14 protein-coding genes are annotated in these 20,281 nt (G+C 67.9%); 10 read left to right on the plus strand and 4 right to left on the minus strand.

The annotated features are described in order from the left end of the window. Positions 1 to 156: 156 nt before the first annotated feature. Both M5C98_RS10580 and M5C98_RS10585 read right to left on the minus strand, forming a co-directional pair. Entirely contained in the window at positions 157 to 309 is a 153-nt protein-coding gene (locus M5C98_RS10580) for a hypothetical protein (RefSeq protein ID WP_272552652.1), read from the minus strand. 234 nt (positions 310 to 543) lie between these two features. Beyond that, positions 544 to 2,379, minus strand: a complete 1,836-nt coding sequence (locus M5C98_RS10585; RefSeq protein WP_272552653.1) for an ABC transporter ATP-binding protein — start codon at positions 2,377 to 2,379, stop codon at positions 544 to 546. Positions 2,380 to 2,597: 218 nt separating this feature from the next. Here M5C98_RS10585 and M5C98_RS10590 point away from each other — a divergent pair, with 218 nt between their 5' ends. Continuing rightward, a complete protein-coding gene (locus tag M5C98_RS10590) occupies positions 2,598 to 3,863 on the plus strand; it encodes an SLC13 family permease (protein WP_272552654.1) in 1,266 nt (421 codons plus the stop codon). Between the two features lie 42 nt (positions 3,864 to 3,905). On the opposite strand, the gene M5C98_RS10595 is transcribed toward M5C98_RS10590, so the two are convergent. Beyond that, the gene (locus M5C98_RS10595; RefSeq protein ID WP_272552655.1) at positions 3,906 to 4,577 is read right to left on the minus strand and encodes a hypothetical protein; all 672 of its coding nucleotides are present in this window, start codon (positions 4,575 to 4,577) and stop codon (positions 3,906 to 3,908) included. 173 nt (positions 4,578 to 4,750) lie between these two features. Between M5C98_RS10595 and M5C98_RS10600 the strand changes: the two genes are divergently transcribed. The 4 genes from M5C98_RS10600 (at position 4,751) to M5C98_RS10615 (ending at position 8,714) form a co-directional block, all read left to right on the plus strand. Next, the gene (locus tag M5C98_RS10600) at positions 4,751 to 5,050 is read left to right on the plus strand and encodes an iron uptake protein (RefSeq protein ID WP_272552656.1); all 300 of its coding nucleotides are present in this window, start codon (positions 4,751 to 4,753) and stop codon (positions 5,048 to 5,050) included. A gap of 90 nt (positions 5,051 to 5,140) precedes the next feature. Further along, positions 5,141 to 6,823 carry a PepSY-associated TM helix domain-containing protein gene (locus M5C98_RS10605; RefSeq protein ID WP_272552657.1) on the plus strand — a complete coding sequence of 561 codons (1,683 nt, stop codon included), beginning with the start codon at positions 5,141 to 5,143 and terminating at the stop codon, positions 6,821 to 6,823. After that, positions 6,816 to 7,160, plus strand: coding sequence for a DUF3325 family protein (locus M5C98_RS10610; RefSeq protein ID WP_272552658.1), 345 nt, complete (start codon positions 6,816 to 6,818; stop codon positions 7,158 to 7,160). Before M5C98_RS10605 ends, M5C98_RS10610 begins: the two co-directional genes overlap by 8 nt. A 555-nt stretch (positions 7,161 to 7,715) precedes the next feature. Then, a complete protein-coding gene (locus tag M5C98_RS10615) occupies positions 7,716 to 8,714 on the plus strand; it encodes a hypothetical protein (protein ID WP_272552659.1) in 999 nt (332 codons plus the stop codon). A gap of 60 nt (positions 8,715 to 8,774) precedes the next feature. On the opposite strand, the gene M5C98_RS10620 is transcribed toward M5C98_RS10615, so the two are convergent. Next, positions 8,775 to 9,245 (minus strand): CopD family protein, encoded by a 471-nt coding sequence (locus tag M5C98_RS10620; RefSeq protein ID WP_272552660.1) that lies wholly within the window; start codon positions 9,243 to 9,245, stop codon positions 8,775 to 8,777. A gap of 295 nt (positions 9,246 to 9,540) precedes the next feature. Here M5C98_RS10620 and M5C98_RS10625 point away from each other — a divergent pair, with 295 nt between their 5' ends. The 5 genes from M5C98_RS10625 (at position 9,541) to ligA (ending at position 20,243) form a co-directional block, all read left to right on the plus strand. Then, the gene (locus M5C98_RS10625) at positions 9,541 to 12,693 is read left to right on the plus strand and encodes a bifunctional diguanylate cyclase/phosphodiesterase (RefSeq protein ID WP_442867259.1); all 3,153 of its coding nucleotides are present in this window, start codon (positions 9,541 to 9,543) and stop codon (positions 12,691 to 12,693) included. 67 nt (positions 12,694 to 12,760) lie between these two features. After that, on the plus strand, positions 12,761 to 13,093 hold the full coding sequence (locus M5C98_RS10630) for a YnfA family protein (RefSeq protein ID WP_272552670.1): 333 nt from the start codon (positions 12,761 to 12,763) through the stop codon (positions 13,091 to 13,093). Between the two features lie 210 nt (positions 13,094 to 13,303). Then, positions 13,304 to 16,828, plus strand: coding sequence for a chromosome segregation protein SMC (smc, locus tag M5C98_RS10635; protein WP_272552672.1), 3,525 nt, complete (start codon positions 13,304 to 13,306; stop codon positions 16,826 to 16,828). Positions 16,829 to 16,856: 28 nt separating this feature from the next. Beyond that, on the plus strand, positions 16,857 to 17,963 hold the full coding sequence (locus tag M5C98_RS10640; protein WP_272552674.1) for a cell division protein FtsZ: 1,107 nt from the start codon (positions 16,857 to 16,859) through the stop codon (positions 17,961 to 17,963). Between the two features lie 42 nt (positions 17,964 to 18,005). Next, positions 18,006 to 20,243: an NAD-dependent DNA ligase LigA gene (gene ligA / locus M5C98_RS10645; RefSeq protein WP_272552675.1), complete on the plus strand. Its 2,238-nt coding sequence runs from the start codon at positions 18,006 to 18,008 to the stop codon at positions 20,241 to 20,243. Positions 20,244 to 20,281 lie beyond the last annotated feature (38 nt).

Here is a 20,281-nt window from a genome sequence, read left to right on the forward strand (position 1 = left end):
TGGAGGACGGCCGAGGGCGAAAGAGGAAGGGACAACGAAGAGGGCGGGGCGGTGGCAAACCGCTGGCGGTTGCGGCTGCGGCATTGGCCGCCTGCGCGTGGCCGCCCCGCCTGTTGGCAACGCCCCGCCGCCCTTGGCGCGGGGCCGCTGCTCAGATCAAAGAATGATCTTGAGCACGATGAAAACGACGACGCCGGTGCCCACGCAAAGCAGCACGCGCTTGCTCTGCGGCATGGGGTTCTTCTTCATCGAGAAATAGGCGCCGAAGCCTGCGCCGATCGAAATACCGAGAATGGATGCAACTGACATGGGTTTCCCTCTGCAGAGTGTTGAGTAAGGATGGAAGGGATATGTGCGGCCGGCGGTGCGAACCGCGTTGCGCAAGAAGAGGGCGCAAGTCTAAGTAGCCTGGCGCCTCACACCTGTAACCTCCAGTAAGGCGCTCGGGCATGGTTGCCAGATTGCTATATGAATGATAGCGATCCACCGGGATGGAATCAGCGCTGCGGCCCTGCAGCGCCCCAGGCTTGGCGCGCCCCGCCGTCAGTCCTCTTCCGATTCGCCCAGGAACCCGCCGCTCTGGTGGCCCCACAGCCTGGCATACACACCGCCCTGGGCCAGCAACTGCGCGTGCGTGCCTTCTTCGATGACCTGCCCGGCATCCAGCACGATGAGGCGGTCCATCGCGGCGATGGTGGACAGGCGGTGGGCGATGGCGATCACCGTCTTGCCCTGCATCAGCCCGTCCAGGCTTTGCTGGATGGCGGCCTCGACCTCGGAGTCGAGCGCGCTGGTGGCTTCGTCCAGCAGCAATATGGGCGCGTCCTTGAGCATCACCCGCGCGATCGCCACGCGCTGGCGCTGGCCGCCCGAGAGCTTCACGCCGCGCTCGCCCACGTGGGCGTCGTAGCCGCGACGGCCCTGCAGGTCGGTCAGCGTGTCGATGAAGTCCGCGGCCTGTGCGCGGTCGGCGGCCGCATGCAGGTCCTGCTCGCTCGCATCGGGCCGGCCGTAGAGGATGTTGTCGCGCATCGAGCGGTGCAGCAGCGAGGTGTCCTGCGTGACCATGCCGATCGCCTGGCGCAGGCTGTCCTGCGTCACGTGGGCGATGTCCTGCCCATCGATCAGCACGCGGCCCGTCTGCACGTCGTGAAAGCGCAGCAGCAGGTTCACCAGCGTCGATTTGCCGGCACCCGAACGGCCGATCAGGCCGATCTTCTCGCCCGGCCGGATGGTGAGGTTCAAGCGGTCGATGACCGGCTTGCCGCCCTGGTAGGCGAAGGTCACGTTGTCGAACCGCACCTCGCCGCGCGGCACGGCCAGGGGGCGTGCATCGGGCGCGTCCACCACCGTGCGTGGACGGGTGAGGGTGTTGATGCCGTCCTGGATGGTGCCCACGCTCTCGAACAGCGTGGTCATCTCCCACATCACCCAGTGGGCGTGCCCCGAGACGCGCAACGCCATGGCCGTGACGGCCGCCACCGCGCCCGCGCCCACCTGGCCCAGCGACCACAGCCACAGGGCGGTGCCACAGGCGCCCACCATCATGCCGACCACCAGGATGTGGTTCACGATCTCGAACCGGCTCACCAGGCGCATCTGCGCGTAGCCGGTGTGCTTGAACGCATCCATCGCCGCACGGGCGAACTCCGCCTCGCGCCGGGTGTGAGAAAACAGCTTGACGGTGGCGATGTTGGTGTAGGCGTCGGTGATGCGCCCGGTCATCACCGACCGCGCATCGGCCTGCGCCTTGCCCACCTGGCCCAGGCGCGGCACGAAGTACCAGCAAGCGAGGCCATAGAACCCGATCCAGACCAGAAACGGCACCAGCAGCCGCACATCGAAACCGGCCGCCAGCAGCAGGATGGTGAACAGGTACACGCCCATGCCGATCACCACGTCGGTCGTGGTGAAGATCATGTCGCGCACGGCCAGCGCCGTCTGCATGATCTTGGTGGTGATGCGGCCCGCGAACTCGTCGGCGTAGAAGGCCATGCTCTGGCCGAGCATCAGCCGGTGGAAGTTCCAGCGAAGGCGCAGCGGAAAGTTGATGGCCAGCGTCTGGTGCTTGACGCTGGTCTGCACCGCCACCAGCACGATGCTGCCCAGCAGCATCCCGATCACCAGCGCCAGCGTGCCCTTGCGTTCGGCCCACAGCGCGGCCGGGGTCACCTGGGTGAGCCAGTCCACCACATGGCCCAGCACGGCGAACAGCAGGGCTTCGTACACGGCGATGGCGGCCGACAGGCCCGCCATGAGCACCACATAGCGGCGCAGCCCTTGTGTGCCAGACCACACGAAGGCCATGAAATCTTTGGGGGGCGGGGTGGGTTCGGTGCCGGGGTAGGGGGGCAGTCGCTTTTCGAAAAACTCAAACACAGGCTCAACTCCTTGGGCTGCCATCGTAAGGGGCGCGTGTGAATCATGTGCCAGCGGGGTCTTGGCATCCCCCTTTGCTGGCGATCCTCCGATCGCGTCCGACGCCTGGCGGACAGGCGCGCTGCATAGAATGCCCCCGCATGCGGGCCGTGGCGAGGGCCCGCACATCGGTTTTTCCCTTTCTTGTCGCCGATCGATTTTTAGGAACAAAGGTTTTCATGCTTGCACCGCAGCAGTGGATTTGGGGCGTGGTCGCCGTGGCGACCAGTGCGGTCATCCTGCGCCCCTGGCGCCTGCCCGAAGCGGTATGGGCCGTGGCGGGCGCGCTGGCACTGGTGGGCTTCGGCCTGTTGCCCGCCAGCCAGGCCTGGAAGGGCGTGCTGCGCGGCGAGGACGTGTACCTGTTTCTGGCCGGCATGATGCTGTTGTCCGAAATGGCGCGCCGCGAAGGCGTTTTCGACTGGCTGGCGGCGCTGGCGGCCCGCCGTGCCGGCGGCTCGGGCAGCCGGCTTTTCACCTGGGTCTATCTGGTGGGCACGCTGGTCACGGTGTTCCTGTCCAACGATGCGACGGCGGTCGTGCTGACCCCGGCGGTGTTCGCCGTGGCCCGCGCGGTGGGGGCCTCGCCGTTGCCCTATCTGTTCATCTGCGCCTTCGTCGCCAATGCGGCGAGCTTCGTGCTGCCCATCTCCAACCCGGCCAATCTGGTGCTGTGGGGCGGGCACATGCCGCCGTTGCCGCAGTGGCTGGCGCTGTTCGCGCTGCCTTCCCTGGCATCGATTGCCGCAACGTTCCTCGCCCTGCGATTCGCGCTGCGGCACCGCATCGACGCCACCATCCGGACCGAAGTGCCCCCGCATCCGCTCAGCCGCGGCGGCCTGCTGGCGGCGGGCGGGCTGGCCGTGTCGGTGGTGGTGCTGGTGGCCTGCGCCTGGCTGCGCGTGCCGTTGGGCTGGCCCACCTTGGGTGCGGCGGTGGTCACGCTGGCGCTGCTGCGCATCGGTTGCGGCAGCCCGGCCTGGCCGGCGGTGCGGTCGGTGTCCTGGAGCGTGCTGCCGCTGGTGGCGGGGCTTTTCGTGTTCGTGCAGGCTTTGGAATACACCGGCGTGGTCGGCCTGCTGGCCGGCGCCCTTCGGCACGCTGCGACGGCCTGGCCGGGGGGCGCCGACGTGGGCGTGGGCGCCTTGCTCGGCATCGCGGCCAACCTGGTCAACAACCTGCCGGCCGGGCTGCTGGCGGGAGCGGCGCTGGATGCCGCGAACGCCTCGCCGTCGATGCGGGCCGCGGCCTTGATGGGCATCGACATCGGGCCCAACCTGTCGATCACCGGCTCGCTGGCCACGCTGCTGTGGCTGGCCGCATTGCGGCGCGAGGGCGAATCGGTGAGCGGCTGGCAGTTCCTGCGGCTGGGCGCCTGGGTGATGCCGCTGGGCCTGGGGGCAGCGCTGCTCACCCTTTGGATCACCCACGTCGCGCTGCGCTGACCGGTTGAGCCAACGGCGGCCATCGGGCCGGTGCCCGAAGGCCTATCGGTACACCACGGTGATGCGCGGCACGGCCTTGACGCCGGGCTGGCGCGCCAGGAAATCCGACAGGAACGCGATCAGGCTTTTCTCGCACAGCGCCATCACGGCCGGGTCCGAGGCCATGGCCGCGCCTTGCTTGGCAGCGCGCTGCGACGCCTCCTGCGTGAGGCGGATGACCGCGCCCTTGTTGTCGGTCAGCAGGCCGCCGGACAGCACGCGGTGGCGCAGCTGGGTGATGGCGGGTGTCGCCACCAGCGTGGGTTTGGCCAAGTGGATCTCGATGCCGGCCGGGGTGCTGCGCAGCTCATAGCTCTGGGGCCGCAGGTCGTAGCCGAACGAGTATTCGGCCGAATACCAGATCGCCACCACGCCCGTGGAGGCCAGGCCCAGCACGGATTTTTCGACGATCTGGGTGGTGCCTTCCTCGCGCACCACGGTGGCCGCCATCAGCTTCATCTGTTCCGACAGCGATTGCTTGCCCACCGTGAGGTAGTCGGTGTAGCGGGTGTAGCCCAGCAATTGCTCGGTCTTCTGGCTCACCTCCTGCTGCAGCTGCGCGACCTGGGCGCGCGCGGCGCGCATGCGGCCCTGGGAAACCCACCAGGCCGTGGCGGCAATGGCGGCCAGCATGGCCAACAGCAGGGTCAGGAGGGTGAGGCGGGCACGTGACATAAGCGGAAGGAAGACTGAAAAACACGAAGGGGCAGAGCATAGCCGGGCGCTGCCTTCGTGATGGGCGGCGATCCATGCATCGCGCTGAGGGCACACGCCGTGCATGGGTTTTTCGCCCGGCACTCCAACGGGCATAATTGAGAATTAATCGCATTTTGAAACCAAGGCAAACGATGGCTGGCAGCACTGCAGCGTCCCGCCTGCATGTCGTCTCGCGCATCGCGGCCGGCATGCTGGGCGGCTACGCATTCACCTGGGGGTTCATCGCGCTGTGCGTGGGCCTGGCGTTCGCGGCGGGCATGCCGTTCCATGACGCCGAGGCCATGGGCTACATCGTGGGTTTCATCGTGTTCCTGGTGGCCTTCTTGTGGGCCTTTTCGGATTCCCGCCTGGGCCGTGTGTGGCTGGTGCTGGCCGGAGGCGGGGCGCTGATGGCCGGCGCGGCATCGCTGGTGCAAATGGCGCTGGTCTGACCGGCGCTTGCCGGAGCTTGCCGGCGGTTTTTGCGGCCATTCATCCATTTGTCCTGCGTGTCCTGTCTTTAGCGGAAAGGCATTTGTCCCGTGTTCCAGAACTTTCGGCTCACCATGGCCTGGCTGCATACCTGGTTCGGCCTGGTGCTGGGCTTCGTGCTCATGGTCGTTTTCTTCTTCGGCTCGCTGTCGGTGTTCGACCGCGAGATCGACCGCTGGGCCATTCCTGAAACCCGGTTCGCCCCGCAGCCCATGCCGTCGTTCGACCGCGTGCTGCAGCCGGCCTTCCAAACCATGGTGCGGCCCGACGCCGCAAACATCGAGGCGGCGCGCAGCCGGGTGAACGGCCCGCTGGCCGACAGCTTTCCCGTCGTGAACAGCTGGGGCGCCTACACCACCCACCGCGATCCGGTGCTCAGCCTGTTCACCAGCTTTGCCCTGCCCAATGCCAAGGAGGCGGACGACCAGGTCTGGGGCACGCGCACCATCGACCCGCGCAATGGCCAGGCCCTGCCGGACGACCACCTCAAGATCGGCAGCCGGTTCTTCTACCCGCTGCACTACAGCCTGCACCTGGAGTGGAAGAGCCTGGGCTACTGGATCGTGGGCTTCGCCGCGCTGATGATGCTCGTGGCGCTGGTGAGCGGCGTGGTCATGCACCGCAAGATCTTCCGCGAGATGTTCACCTTCCGGCCGCACAAGCACACCCAGCGCAGCGCCCTCGATCTGCACAACCTGACCGGCGTGGTGGCGTTGCCGTTCCATTTCATCTTCGCGCTCTCGGGCCTGGTGATCTTCGGCGGCATCTACTTTCCCGTCACCGAAACCCAGCTGCATCCGCTGCACGAGCTGCATGAGCAGCACGAAGCGCTGGAGACCGGGCTGCCGGCCAAGCGGGCGGGGACGCCCGGCACGCTCGCCTCGGTGGACGCCATGGTGGCCGAGGCCCAGCGCCGCTGGGCGGCCAGGGGCATGGCGGGCGAGGTCGGCTACCTGAACGTGCAGCACGTGGGCGATGCCAATGCCTATGTCAGCGTGTTCCGCGCCGGAACCGACCGCGTCACCCTCACGGGCGAGGGTATCCATTTCAAGGGCGCCACCGGCGAAGTGCTGCGCGAAGACCCGCCGCCCACGGCGGTCGCGGGCATCAACAACTTCCTCACCGGCCTGCACCTGCAGCATTTCCGGCACTGGCTGCTGCGCTGGCTGTATGTGCTGGGCGGGCTGTCGGGCTGCGTGTGCATTGCCACCGGCTTCCTCTTCTTCGTGGAAAAGCGCAAGCGCCAGCATGCCAGGCAAGGCATCTCGGGCGCGCGCTGGGTGGACGCCTTCGCGGTGACGACCGTCACCGGCATGCTCATAGCCACCTTCGTCATGCTGATCGGCAACCGGCTGCTGCCCACCGACCTGCCGGGCCGGGGCAGTTGGGAGCAATCCGTGTTCTGGGGCACCTGGGTGCTGGCCTTCCTGCATGCCGTGTGGCGCACGGCCCCGGTGGCGCAGGCCCGCATGGCGCCGGCCTGGGGCGAGCAGTGCTGGGCGGCCGCGGCGCTGGCCGTGGCGGCGGTGCTGTTGAACTGGGCGACGACCGGGGACCACCTTCTGCGCACCATCGGCAATGGCTACTGGCCCGTGGCCGGCATGGATCTGGCGTTGCTCGCCAGCGCGGCCCTCGCCGTGGTGGCCGCGCGCAGGCTCCGCCGGCGCGCCCAGGGCGCTGTTGCGATGGCGGGCCGGGCGCCCCAAGGCGTACCGGAGGCCACCCGTGCTTGACGCCTTGTTGTTGCTGGCTGCGCTGGCAGCCAATGGGGCCGGGCTGGGCTGGCTGGCCCTGGCCATGGAGGTGCACTGGGCGCAGGCGCTGGGCGAAGGCGTGCCGCAAACCCGGCGCACCGTGGCGCTGCTGCGCGTGGCGGGTGCCGCCGCGCTGGCCGGTTCGCTGGCCCTGTGCCTGAGCGTGGACCACGGCTCGATGGCATCGCTGGTCTGGGTCATGGCACTGGCGGGTGCCGCGCTGTCCATCGCGTTCACGTTGGCCTGGCGTCCGCAGGTGCTGGGCGTGCTGGTTCCGTGGATGCGAGTCTCCAGAGAGCAAGCCGCAAAGATCTGACCCACGCGACCGACAGGCTCAGCAAAAAGAAAACCCGCCGAAGCGGGTTGAAAAGCAGCCCAGGAGGGAGGAGGAGATCGATTGATGCGGGCTGCTGGGTTCAATGATTCCCTGGCCAGCTTAGGTGAGGCTTAAATGCACCAATTCTTGCTCAGCCTCGGGGGAGGCTATTTGCCTCGGGTTAAGTCCCCGGCATATCAGGGCTCCTGCGAGGGCCTATTGAGTTCTCGTTTTCTCTTGGGCAACGCTCTGACAGTGAGGTGAAAACGGCGGCTTGGCCTGAATTTTTTCGCAGATATCCTCAATGCTTCGGTCGCGGTGAAGAGATTCATCTGGTCAATGCCGACCATGACGTGATCAAAGGATCTCTGTGCCATGACACCATTTTCTCTTTCTGGAACGCGTGGACGTGCCTCGCATTCGTCTTCGCAACAAGAATCTACTCCCGCCTCGTCACGTGCCCGCGCAGGCAGCAGTTCGACCGGCAGCCCGTCGGAACTGGACAACTTAACGCATCGCAGACATCGGCAAGACTCGCCCGAAACTCCTCGGCCTATGACGGCCAGGGCCAGTGTTCCGGGATATTCCAGCAGCGACGACGAAGAGCCGATAGACACCCGTGCCTGGCTGGCCCGGCTATCGCTTGAGCCAACGCCCCAAGCCGAGAAGAGCCCCGAGCAAAAAACGCTGGTTCCGGCAAGCACGATCGGCGGCTTCTACGCAACGTGTTCCAACATCGTCGGGTTGGTAGATCACTCCAAGTCCAAGCTGCCCTCGCAAGGTCCCGCGCAGTGGTTCGCAGAGCCTTACATCCGCGCAAAGGACGGAGTCGTACGCCGCTTTCCCGAAATTCGCGGCCAGTTCGGACACTTTGCGGAACAAATCAAAAATGGTTTGATTTATGACGCTCCCGCTCGACTTACGACAAAGCGGTTTGCAGGACTTGAGGTAACTGGTGACGGAAAAACTCCGGCATTCGTCGCGAACGGCACCTCCATTCCGGCCATCAAATTCGGACATTTCAGCGTCTATCCCATGCCAGGAAATCGATTCATGGTTCCACAACCTGGCTTTAAAGACTGCTCTGCGGCCTGTGAACTGATGCTGCTGCTGGACCATGGGAAGGTCAACCCGGGAGATCTGAGTTCTTCCAAGGTCTATGCTTCAAACAGTGCGCGGGACACGCGTACTGTCATGTACTCGATCAAGTTAGCCACTGGCTTGGAGCCTTTTCAGGTGACGCACGAGTTAAGCTACAAAAGCAGTCTATTCAGCAAAGATAAAAGCAGAAAGGTGGCTTGGCGCGACTTGGCGACAAAAATCGAGCAGCACGGCCCCTGCATTCTCAGCAAAGGGGGACACATGCTCATGCTGGATAACGTCCGCGAGAGCAAGGGAAAATTCTTTCTCAGTATTCGCGATCCCTTCCATGGCACCAGCCTGGAGATTCAGGAATCAGCGGAGTTTTTCAACAGCGGCAACAAAGCGCCGGACCATGGGCAGGTGGAAGCCATTTTCTTGCCAAGTGAAGCGGGCGCCTCATCAACGCGGTGATGTTCGATCGGTTGGCTGGTGCCGAGCAATGGCGCCGATGGAGTTCCATTCTGCCGGCACTCACCGCACCAGAAACACCACCACTACGATTACCGTCCCCAGCGCCAGGTTGACCCCCACCCAGGTGCGAATGGATGCCAGCGCCTTGCCGCCCGCTGCCCAGTCGCTCGCCGCCACCGCGCGTTGCAGGCGCTTGAAAAGCGCGAACCGCACATGGGCGAAGAGCGCCATCATCACAATGCCCAGCGTGGCCATGATCGTCCACGACAGCGGCATGGAAAACCGACCACCCGATTGCGCCGCGGCACGGGCGACGTTGCCGATCATCCACAGCCCGCTGGACAGCACCAGCACGACGGCCAACAGCACCGCGCCCAGAAAACGCTGCAGCACGCCATGCATCAGCGCCACCCGTTGGGAGGGCTCCAGCGATTGCGCCGCGGGGCGCAGGAAGAAATGGGCGAAGGCCATGCCGCCCAGCCACACGATGATCGCCAGGACATGAATGAGTTTGAGCGTGTCATACAGCATGGGTGGGACTTTCTCTTTCTGATGGAAGCGGGAGGAACCGGGAACGGCCCGGCCAAGGGCCAGGGAAGGAGGAAAGGAGGGCGACTACGTCCGGCGGACGAGCGGCCTTGCGGCGTGAAAGCCACGATCCGCCGCCATGCCCGCATTGCAATGGCTATGGAAAATGGCCTCGCCATTGTTACAAAAAAGAACAGCAAGACTATTGACGGCAAAACCGACGTCGATTGTGGCTATCCTCGTGGGTTATCGTGGACGGATTCCCCGCGCCGCGACCGGGAATTCCCTCCACATGCCCATGACGCTTCCAAAAGCACTGCGAATGCAACGCTGGCCCTGGCTGCCAGGGGTGCTGTGCGCGCTGGTGGGCGTGGTCGCCAGTGCGGCGCTGTGGCAGCAGCAAAGCGACTCGGTGGCGCGCATCGCGCGCGAGCGGTTCACGCAGGAGGCCCGGTCGTTCTCCAGCGCGCTGGAAAACCGCATCGCCTCGCACACCGAGTTGGTGGTCGGCCTGCGCAGCCTGTTCCTGGTCAACCCCCGGCTGGGCCGCGCCGATTTCGAGCACGCGGCGCGCGAGCTGCGCCTTGCGCAGCATTACCCCGGCGTGAAGAACGTGGCCTTCACCCGCTATGTGGCGCTTGCCGACAAGGAAGCCTACGAAGCGCGTGTGCGGGCCGACGACCTCGTGCGCACGGCCCTTGCATCCACCTTTGCGATCCGTCCGCCCGGTGACCGGCCCGAATACCACGTGGCCGACTACATCTGGCCGACCGTGGGCAACGAATACATCGTGGGCCTGGATGTCGGCTCGCTGCCGGCCACCATGGCGTCCATCCGCTACAGCCGCGACACCGGGCAGATCGTGGCGTCGGAGCCGTTCGATCTGCTGCAGGAACGCGAGAACCGCGCCGGCTTCGTCATCCGCCTGCCCGTGTTCGACGACAGCGCGGCCGGCGTGCGCCGCTACATCGGCTCGGTGGCGGCCACGATCCGGTTCTACGACATGGTCAAGAGCCTGCAGTCCGAGGGCCAGCTGCGTGGCGTGGCCATGTCGGTGCGGGACATCGGCTCGGTGCGCGATGTGGCGGCGTCCTCCGAGCGCCCGCTGCTGGCGCTGGAGAGCGGCGTGCGGCCCGCCATGGAGCGCTACGAACGCGAACTGCTCGTGCACGACCGGCGCTGGCGGCTCACGTTCCAGCCGCTGCAACCCTTCCTGTCGCACTCGGAGGCGCAATTGCCCGCGCTCATGGGCGGCGGCGGGCTGCTGGTGACGGTCCTGCTGTCCGCGCTCATCACGCTGCTGGTGCGCCGCCGCACCCAGGCCGTGAGCTTTGCCACCGCGGCCGGCTCGGCATTGCGCGAGAGCGAGGAGCGCTTTCGTGCCCTGTTCAACCAGGCCGCCGTGGGCGTGGCGCAGGTCGAGGCCGCCAGCCGCCGCTTCGTGCGGGCCAACAGCAAGTTCTGCGACATCCTCGGCTACACGGAGGCCGAGCTGTCGGCCAAGACGGTCGGCGACATCACCCACCCCGACGACCTGATGGCGGGCGAATCGCTCATGCAGCAGATCGCGCAGGGGCAGATCGAAGAGTTCCGCTACGAAAAGCGCTACTTCCACAAAGATGGCCGCGTCATCTGGGCCGACCTCACCGTGACGCCCATGCGCATACCCGGCAACCCGGCCACGCATTCCATCGCCGTGGTGCAGGACATCACCGAGCGCAAGCAGATGGAAGAGAGCCAGCGCGACAGCGAACTGCGCCTGCGCGGCATCCTGTACCGCCTGCCGGTGGGCGTGTGCCTGGTGCGCAAGGACGGCGGGGTGAGCTTTCGCAACGAGCGCTTCGTGCAGATCTGCGGCTATACCGCCGACGACGCCCCCACGGTGGACGACTGGTGGCGCCTGGCGTTTCCCGATGCGGCGCAGCGCGAGCAGGCCATCGCCGACTGGCTGGCCGTGTGCGCCGAGGCGCCGGGCGACGAAGCCACCGCTGCGCGTGAACACGCCATCACCTGCAAGGGCGGGCAACTGCGCACGGTGGACCTGGCCGGCGTGGTCCTGGGCGACGACCGGCTGATCACCTTGGTGGACATGAGCCAGCACAAGGCCGCCGAGGAAGAGATCCGCTACTTGGCCTACTACGACCCGCTCACGCAGTTGCCCAACCGCCGGCTGCTCCTCGACCGGCTGCAGCAGGCCCTGGCCGCCAGCACGCGCAGCCACCGCTGCGGCGCGGTGCTGATGCTCGACCTGGACAACTTCAAGACCCTGAACGAAACCCAGGGCCACGAGCGAGGCGACATGCTGCTGCGCCAGGTGGCGCTGCGGCTGCGCGACTGCGTGCAGACCGAAGACACCGTGGCCCGCCACGGCGGCGACGAGTTCGTCGTGGTGCTGGAAGACCTGGGCGACAGCCCGGAGGACGCCGCCGCACGCGCCGAGGAAATGGGCCAGAAGATCCTCACCGCGCTGCGCCGGCCTTTCGTGCTGGAAGGCGAAGCCCACCACAGCACGCTCAGCATGGGCGTGACCATCTTCCAGGGCGTGCGCGAGACGGTGGACGAACTGCTGCAGCGCGCCGACCTGGCCATGTACCAGGCCAAGGCCGGCGGGCGCAACAGCCTGCAGTTCTACGACCCGCGCATGCAGGCGTCGGTGGCGGCCCGCGCGGCCCTCGAATCGGACCTGCGCGAGGGCATCGCGCTGCAGCAGTTCGAGCTGTTCTACCAGCCGCAGATGGACAACGGCCGCATCACCGGCGCCGAGGCGCTGCTGCGCTGGCGCCACCCGGTGCGCGGCTTCGTGTCGCCGGGCGAATTCATTCCCTTGACCGAGGAAACCGGCCTCATCCTGCCGCTGGGCGAATGGGTGCTTCAGGCCGCGTGCGCGCAACTGGCGCGTTGGGCGCAGCAGCCCGCGCTGGCCCACCTGGGCCTGTCGGTCAACGTGAGCGCGCGCCAGTTCCATCAAAGCGGTTTCGTCGGCCAGGTGCTGGCGGCGCTGGCCAGCACCGGCGCCGATGGCCGCCGGCTCAAGCTGGAGATGACCGAAAGCCTGCTGCTGCAGGACGTGGAAGACACCATCGACAAGATGGCGCAGCTGCGCGCCTATGGCGTGGGCTTTTCGCTAGACGACTTCGGCACGGGCTATTCCTCCCTGGCTTACCTCAAGCGCCTGCCGCTGGACGAACTCAAGATCGACCAAAGTTTCGTGCGCGACGTGCTCACCGACCCCAACGACGCCGCCATTGCCCGCACCATCGTCGCCCTGGGCACCAGCCTGGGCCTGCGCGTGATCGCCGAAGGGGTGGAGACCGAGGCGCAGCGCGCCTTCCTGGCACGCAACCAGTGCTACGTGTGGCAGGGCTACCTGCTCAGCCCGCCGCTGCCGGTGGACGGCTTCGAGCGGCTGGTGGTCGATCACGCCGCAGGCCAGAGCCCGCTGATCGTGTGATGCGGACCGGGTGCCGCCCGCCTTGCCGCCAAGCTTCCAGCCCGTCCAAAGCCCCCAGAGCCTGCCCATGTTCGAGTTGAAAACCCTGGCGCTGTACGCCGTCACCGCGCTGGCGGAGATCGTGGGCTGCTATCTGCCGTGGCTGTGGCTGCGCCAGGGCGCGAGCCCCTGGCTGCTGGTGCCGGCGGCCGCAAGCCTCGCGCTGTTCGCCTGGCTGCTCACCCTGCATCCGGCCGCGGCCGGGCGGGTGTATGCGGCCTATGGCGGCGTCTATGTGGCGGTGGCCATCGGCTGGCTCTGGGCGGTGGACGGCGTGCGCCCCACCGCGTGGGACGTGGCAGGCGTGGCCGTCACCCTGGCTGGCATGGCGATCATCGCCTTCGCGCCGCGCACGGCCTAGTGCTACTTATTTAATAGCAATATGCCCTAGTGGATATTGTGCTGGGGGCCTATTTGGCTGAATATGCGGGCCGGCGCGCCAGCGGCCCGCGCCCCTGGCAGGGGCGCCAGCCCGGCACGGTATCATCCAGGGCTTGGCCACGCTGGCCCGCCCGGCGGCGTGGACCTGCCTTTTTTTGCGCTCCGGCGCCTCCAGCCCGCCCACAGACCCGTGCGTCTCAACTCCATCAAACTCGCCGGCTTCAAGTCGTTCGCAGAGCCCACCAATTTCATGCTCCCAGGCCAGCTGGTAGGCGTGGTGGGCCCGAACGGCTGCGGCAAGTCCAACATCATGGATGCGGTGCGCTGGGTGCTGGGGGAGTCGAAAGCCAGCGAGCTGCGCGGCGAGTCGATGCAGGACGTGATCTTCAGCGGCACCACCAGCCGCAAGCAGGCCAGCCGCGCCAGCGTGGAACTGGTCTTCGACAACGCCGACCACCGCGCCGGCGGACAGTGGGGCCAGTACGGCGAGATCGCCGTCAAGCGCGTGCTCACGCGCGACGGCAACAGCAGCTATTTCATCAACAACCAGCCGGTGCGCCGGCGCGACGTGCAGGACGTGTTCCTGGGAACGGGACTGGGGCCCCGCGCCTACGCCATCATCGGCCAGGGCACCATCAGCCGCATCATCGAGTCGCGCCCCGAAGAGCTGCGCCTTTTCCTGGAAGAGGCCGCGGGCGTCTCCAAATACAAGGAGCGCCGCCGCGAGACCGAAAACCGGCTGTCCGACACGCGCGAGAACCTCACGCGGGTCGAAGACATCCTGCGCGAGCTGAACGCCAACCTGGAACGCCTGGAAAAGCAGGCCGAGGTGGCTGCCCGGTACAACGCGCTGCAGGCCGACGTCACCCTCAAGCAGCACCAGCTGTGGTTCTTGAAGCGTGCCGATGCCGAGGCCGAGCAGGCCAAGGTGCGCGCCGACGGCCTGCAGGCCGTGAACGACCTCGAATCGCGCATGGCCGACCTGCGCTCGGTCGAATCCGACCTCGAAACCATCCGCCAGGCGCACTACGCCGCGGGCGACCACGTCAACCAGGCGCAGGGCAAGCTCTACGAGGCCACGGCCGAAGTGGGCCGGCTGGAGGCCGAGATCCGCTACGTGGTCGAAGGCCGCCAGCGCGTGGAACTGCGCCTCACCCAGTTGGCCGAGCAGATCGCCCAGTGGTCGGCCCGCAAGGAAGAGGCCGAACACGAGATGGAGAACCTCGCCGGTGCCGGCGTGGACGCCGACGAGCGCGCCGAACTGCTGGCCGCCCAGGTCGAGGAGCAGGCCATGCAATTGCCCGACCTCGAAGAGGCGCTGCGCCAGGGCCAGCAGCACGCCAACGAACAGCGCGGCGCGGTGGTGCAGGTGCAGCAGCAGATCGGCGTGCTGGCCGCCGAGCAGCGCAGCATCGACGAGCAGAGCCGCCAGCTCGATGCCCGCCATGAACGCCTGCGCACCGACCGCAACGCCCTGGCCGCGCCCGACGAGGCGCGGCTGGCCAACCTGCGCGGCCAGCTCGATGCCGCCCAGGAGGGCGCCGAAATGGCCGAGGCCCGGCTGGCCGAGCTGCAGGAATCCGTGCCGCAACTGGACGAAGACCGCCGCACCCGCCAGCAGGCCGTGAACGTGGAGAGCGCCCGCCAGGCCGATCTGTCGGCGCGCATGGAGGCGCTCAAGGCGCTGCAGGAAAAGGTCAAGACCGATGGCAAGCTGCAGCCCTGGCTGGCGCGCCACGGCCTGGATGGACTGCAGGGCCTGTGGAGCCGCATCCACATCGAGCCCGGCTGGGAGAACGCGCTGGAAGCCGCGCTGCGCGAGCGCCTGGGCGCCCTCGAAATCAGCCGGCTGGACAGCGTGCGCGGCTTTTTGGGTGCGGGCGGCAACGACGCCCCCCCGGCCCGCCTGGCCTTCTACACCGCGCCGCCCGCCGGCATTCCCGAGCCCACCGGCGCTGCCACCCGCCTGTCGGACCTGCTGCGCCTGAACGACGCCGGCCTGCGCGCCGTGCTCACCGACTGGCTGCAGGGCTGCTACACCGCGCAGACGCTCGACGAGGCGCTGAACCGCCGCCCCGCGCTGCAGCCCGGCGAGGTGGTCTATGTGCCCACGGGCCATGCGGTCAGCGCGCACAGCGTGAGCTTTTACGCCCAGGACTCCGAGCAGTCCGGCCTGCTGGCCCGCGCGCAGGAGATCGAGCACCTCGAAAAGGAACTGCGCGCGCAGGCCCTCATCAGCGACGAATCGCGCACGGCGCTGGTGCGTGCCGAGTCGGCCTATGCCGACGCCTCGCAGCGCCTCGTGGCCGCGCGCCGCGAAGCCAGCGAGGCGCAAAGCCGTGCCCATGAACTGCAGGTGGAAACGTTGCGCCTGACCCAGCTGGCCGACCAGGCCCGCGCGCGCAGCGAGCAGATCGGCGCCGACCTGGCCGAGGTCGAGGCGCAGCTGGCCGACCTGCAGGAGCGGCGCGTGACGGCCGAGGCGCGTTTCGAAGAACTGGACATGCAACTGGCCGACAGCCAGGAGCGCCACGCGCAACTGGACGAGCGCGTGATCGCCGCCGAGCGCAAGCTCGCCGAATGCCGCGAGCAGCAGCGCAGCCTGGAGCGCCAGGCGCAAGAGGCCACGTTCTCCCGCCGCAGCCTGGAGGCGCGCCGGGCCGAACTCGCCCGCACGCTCGACACGGCCGGCAGCCAGACCCGCGCGCTGGCTGATGAGCAGCAGCGTGCGCAGGACGAGAGGGCGCGCCTGTCCGACGCGGCGGCACAGGGCGGCCTGCAGCAGGCGCTGGACCTCAAGATCGAGCGCGAGAAAGCCCTGGGCGCCCAGCGCAGCGAGTACGACGACCTGACCGCCAAGCTGCGCGCCAGCGACGAGCGCCGCATGCAACTGGAGCGCGCGCTCGATCCGCTGCGCGCCCGCATCACCGAATTCCAGCTCAAGGAGCAGGCCGCGCGCTTGGGCCTGGAGCAATACACCACGCTGCTGGCCGACGCGCAGGCCGACCTGGAGGCGGTGGCGCAGTCCATCGAGGCCGGCGGCGTGCGCTCGGCCGGCCTGCAAAGCGAGATCGACCGCCTGCACCGCGAGATCGCGGCACTGGGCGCGGTCAACCTCGCCGCGCTGGAGGAGCTGAACCTCGCGCGCGAGCGCAAGACCTTCCTCGACTCGCAGACCGCCGACCTGACCGAGGCCATGACCACGCTGGAAGACGCGATCCGCAAGATCGACGCCGAAACCCGCGAGCTGCTCTCGGGCACCTTCGAGACGGTGAACGGCCATTTCGGGCGCATGTTCCCCGAGCTGTTCGGCGGCGGCAATGCGCGCCTCATCATCACCGGCGACGAAATCCTCGACTCCGGCGTGCAGGTGATGGCGCAGCCGCCGGGCAAGAAGAACCAGACCATCCACCTGCTGTCGGGCGGCGAGAAGGCCCTGACCGCCATCGCGCTCGTCTTCGCCATCTTCCAGCTCAACCCCGCGCCGTTCTGCCTGCTGGACGAAGTGGACGCGCCGCTGGACGATGCCAATACGGAGCGCTATGCCAAGCTCGTGTCCAGCATGAGCCGCGGCACGCAGTTCCTTTTCATCAGCCACAACAAGATCGCCATGGAAATGGCCGAACAACTGATCGGCGTGACCATGCAGGAGCAAGGCGTGTCGCGTATCGTGGCGGTGGACATGGAGTCCGCCTTGTCCATGGCCGATGCCTGAACCCCCAGAAGCCGCACGTTTTTTCACCATGAGCAACTTCCAACTCGGCCTCATCATCGCGGGCGGCGTCGTTCTGGCGGCCATCGTCGCCTTCAACGCCTGGTCCGCCCACCGCAATGCCCCCAAGCGCGCCAAGCCGCCCGAGCCCGACGGCGCGGCCGAGCCCGCGCTGCGGCAAGAGCCGGCCTTCGATGCCACGGGAGCCCCGGTCGAAGGCCCCGACGTGCCGGGCACGGGCGCCGACCCGTCCTTCGACGGCCACACCGTGGACCTGCGCGATGCGATGCAGCTGCCCGTGCCGCCGTCCGAGCGCCGCGGCGGGCTGGACCCGCTCATCGACGCCATCGCCCCGCTGGTGGCCGAGCAGATCGTCTCGGGCGACGCCGCCCTGGCCGCACTGCCGCCCACGCGCCGCGCGGGCAGCAAGGCCTTCGCCATCGAGGGCTTCAACGAATCCACCCAGCAGTGGGAGACGCCCGTGGCCGGCCAGCGCTACACCCACTTCCAGGCCGGCGTGCAACTGGCCAACCGCGTGGGCGCGCTCAACGAGATCGAGTTCTCGGAGTTCGTCGTCAAGGCCCAGGGCTTCGCCGATGCCATCAACGCCGCGGCCGACTTCCCCGACATGCTGCACGAGGTGGCCCGCGCCCGCGAGCTGGACCAGTTCGCGGGCGATCACGACGCGCAACTGGCCTTCGTGCTGCGCGCGCGGCAAGCTGCGTGGAGCCCCGGCTACGTGCAGCAGAACGCCGTGCGCCTGGGCTTCACCGCGGGCGCCATTCCCGGCCGGCTCGTGCTGCCCGCGAGCGGCCCGGGCCTGCCGCCGGTGCTGACCCTGGCCTACGACACGCAGTTCGCGCTGTCGGACGACCCGGAGCAGTCGGCCATCCGCGACATCACGCTGAGCCTGGACGTGGCCCAGGTGCACCGCTCCGAGCAGCCGTTCGCGCGCCTGCGCGAGGTGGCGGCCGCCCTGGGCGAGGCCATGGACGGCGCGCTGTGCGACCAGAACGGCACGCCGCTGCCCGCCATGACCATGGACCCCATCGCCGCCGACCTAGAGCTGCTGTACGACAAGCTCGACAGCCGCGAGCTGTCGGCCGGCTCGCTGCTGGCGCGCCGCCTGTTCAGCTGAGCCCCACGTTCACCGCTCCCCCAGAAAGCAGAGGCCAAGGCCATGGCCAAGAGTCCGGACCTTTTTTCCGCCCCAGCGCATGATTCCCTAGGGCAGGTTGCTATAAAAATTGAAGCACTTCGCGCCCAGCTCAACCAGTGGGCGCACCAGTACTACGTGCTGGACGAGCCCACCGTGCCCGACGCCGAGTACGACCGCGCCTTCCAGGCCCTGCAGGCCCTGGAGACCGCCCACCCCGAGTTGCTCACGCCCGACTCGCCCACGCAGCGCGTGATCGGCGCGGTGATGGAGGGCCTGTCGCCCGTGCGCCACCGCGTGCCCATGCTCAGCATCCGCACCGAGACCGACACCGAAGCCAGCGGCGCGCGCACCTTCGACGCCCGCGTGCGGCGCGAGTTGAAACGGGCCGAGGGCGATGCGCCCGTCGAATACGTGGCCGAGCCCAAGTTCGACGGCCTGGCCATGAGCCTGCGCTACGAAAACGGCCGCCTGGTGCAGGCCGCCACGCGCGGCGACGGCGAGGTGGGCGAGGACGTGACGCACAACGTGCGCGCCATCCGCCAGATTCCTTTGACGCTGCCCACGGGCGGCCAAAACGGCGCTCCGCCGGTGCTGGAAGTGCGCGGCGAGGTGTACATGCGCCGGGCCGATTTCGACCAGCTCAACGAACGCCAGCGCGAGGCGGGCGGCAAGACCTTCGTCAACCCGCGCAACGCGGCGGCGGGGGCGGTGCGGCAGCTCGATTCGAGCATCTCTGCGCAGCGTCCCTTGAGCTTTTTCGCCTACGGCCTGGGCGACATCACGCCGGCCGGCGAGGGCGGGCCCGACTTCGGCACGCACTACGACATGCTGCAGGCGCTGAAAGCCTGGGGATTCCCGGTGGCGGCGCAGGTGCGCGTGGCGCATGGCGCCGACGAACTCATTGCCTTCCACCAGGAGATCGGCGCCTCGCGCGACCGCCTGCCCTACGACATCGACGGCGTGGTTTACAAGGTCAACCGCCTGGACCTGCAGCGCCAGCTGGGCTTCGTCACGCGCGAGCCGCGCTGGGCCGTGGCGCACAAATACCCGGCGCAGGAGATGGTCACCCGCATGGACGGCATCGACGTGCAGGTGGGGCGCACCGGCAAGCTCACCCCCGTGGCGCGGCTGGCGCCGGTGTTCGTGGGCGGCGTGACCGTCACCAACGCCACGCTGCACAACCTGTTCGAGCTGCGCCGCAAGAAGGCCCGCGTGGGCGACCAGGTGATTGTGCGGCGCGCGGGCGACGTGATTCCCGAGGTCGTGGCCGTGGTGCCGCCGGCGCTGGGCGCGGCCATGCCGGCGCCCGAGCCCATCCGTGAAGACGCCGCCGCCGCGGCAGCCACCGATGCGCTGGTGGATCGGGTCGATCTGGCCGCTGCCGCCGATGCGGCGGGCAGTGACGTGCCCGTCAGCCTGCCCGCCCCGCCGCGCGATCCCTATGTGCCCAACTTCCGCATGCCCCGGCAGTGCCCGATCTGCGGCAGCGCTGTGGTGCGCGAAAAGGGCGAGGTCAACCACCGCTGCTCGGGCGGCCTGTTCTGCGCCGCCCAGCGCAAGGAAGCCATCCTGCACTTCGCCGCGCGGCGCGCCATGGACATCGAAGGCCTGGGCGACAAGCTGGTGGACCAGTTGGTCGAGGGCCAGGTCATCCGCACCTTGCCCGACCTGTACCGCCTGGGCCTCACCGCCCTCAGCAGCCTGGAGCGCATGGCGGAAAAGTCGGCCCAGAACGTGCTCGCCGCGTTGGAAAAGTCCAAGCAGACCACCTTGCCGCGCTTTCTGTTCGGCTTGGGGATTCGCCACATCGGCGAGGCCACGGCCAAGGACCTGGCGCGCCACTTCGGCGGCCTGGACGCGATCATGGACGCGAGCGTGGAGCAACTGCTGGAGGTGAACGACGTCGGCCCCATCGTGGCCGAGGCGATCCGCACCTTCTTCGACCAGCCGCACAACCGCGAGGTCGTCGAGCAACTGCGCGCCTGCGGCGTCACCTGGCCCGAGGGCGCCCCGGCCGAGCGGGCCGTGCTGCCCCTGGCCGGCCAGACCATCGTGCTCACCGGCACCTTGCCCACCCTGAGCCGCGACGATGCCAAGGACCTGCTGGAGTCGGCTGGCGCCAAGGTGGCGGGCTCGGTCAGCAAGAAGACCAGCTACGTCGTCGCGGGCGAAGAGGCCGGCAGCAAGCTGGTGAAGGCGCAGGAGCTGGGCGTGCCCGTGCTGGACGAGGCCGGCATGCTGGCCCTGCTGGGCCGCTAAAACACGTGAGTCGGTTATCCCCAGCCCCTGCAAGTTGC

Origin of the sequence: Acidovorax sp. NCPPB 3576 (assembly GCF_028473605.1) — a bacterium.
Classification (GTDB): domain Bacteria; phylum Pseudomonadota; class Gammaproteobacteria; order Burkholderiales; family Burkholderiaceae_C; genus Paracidovorax.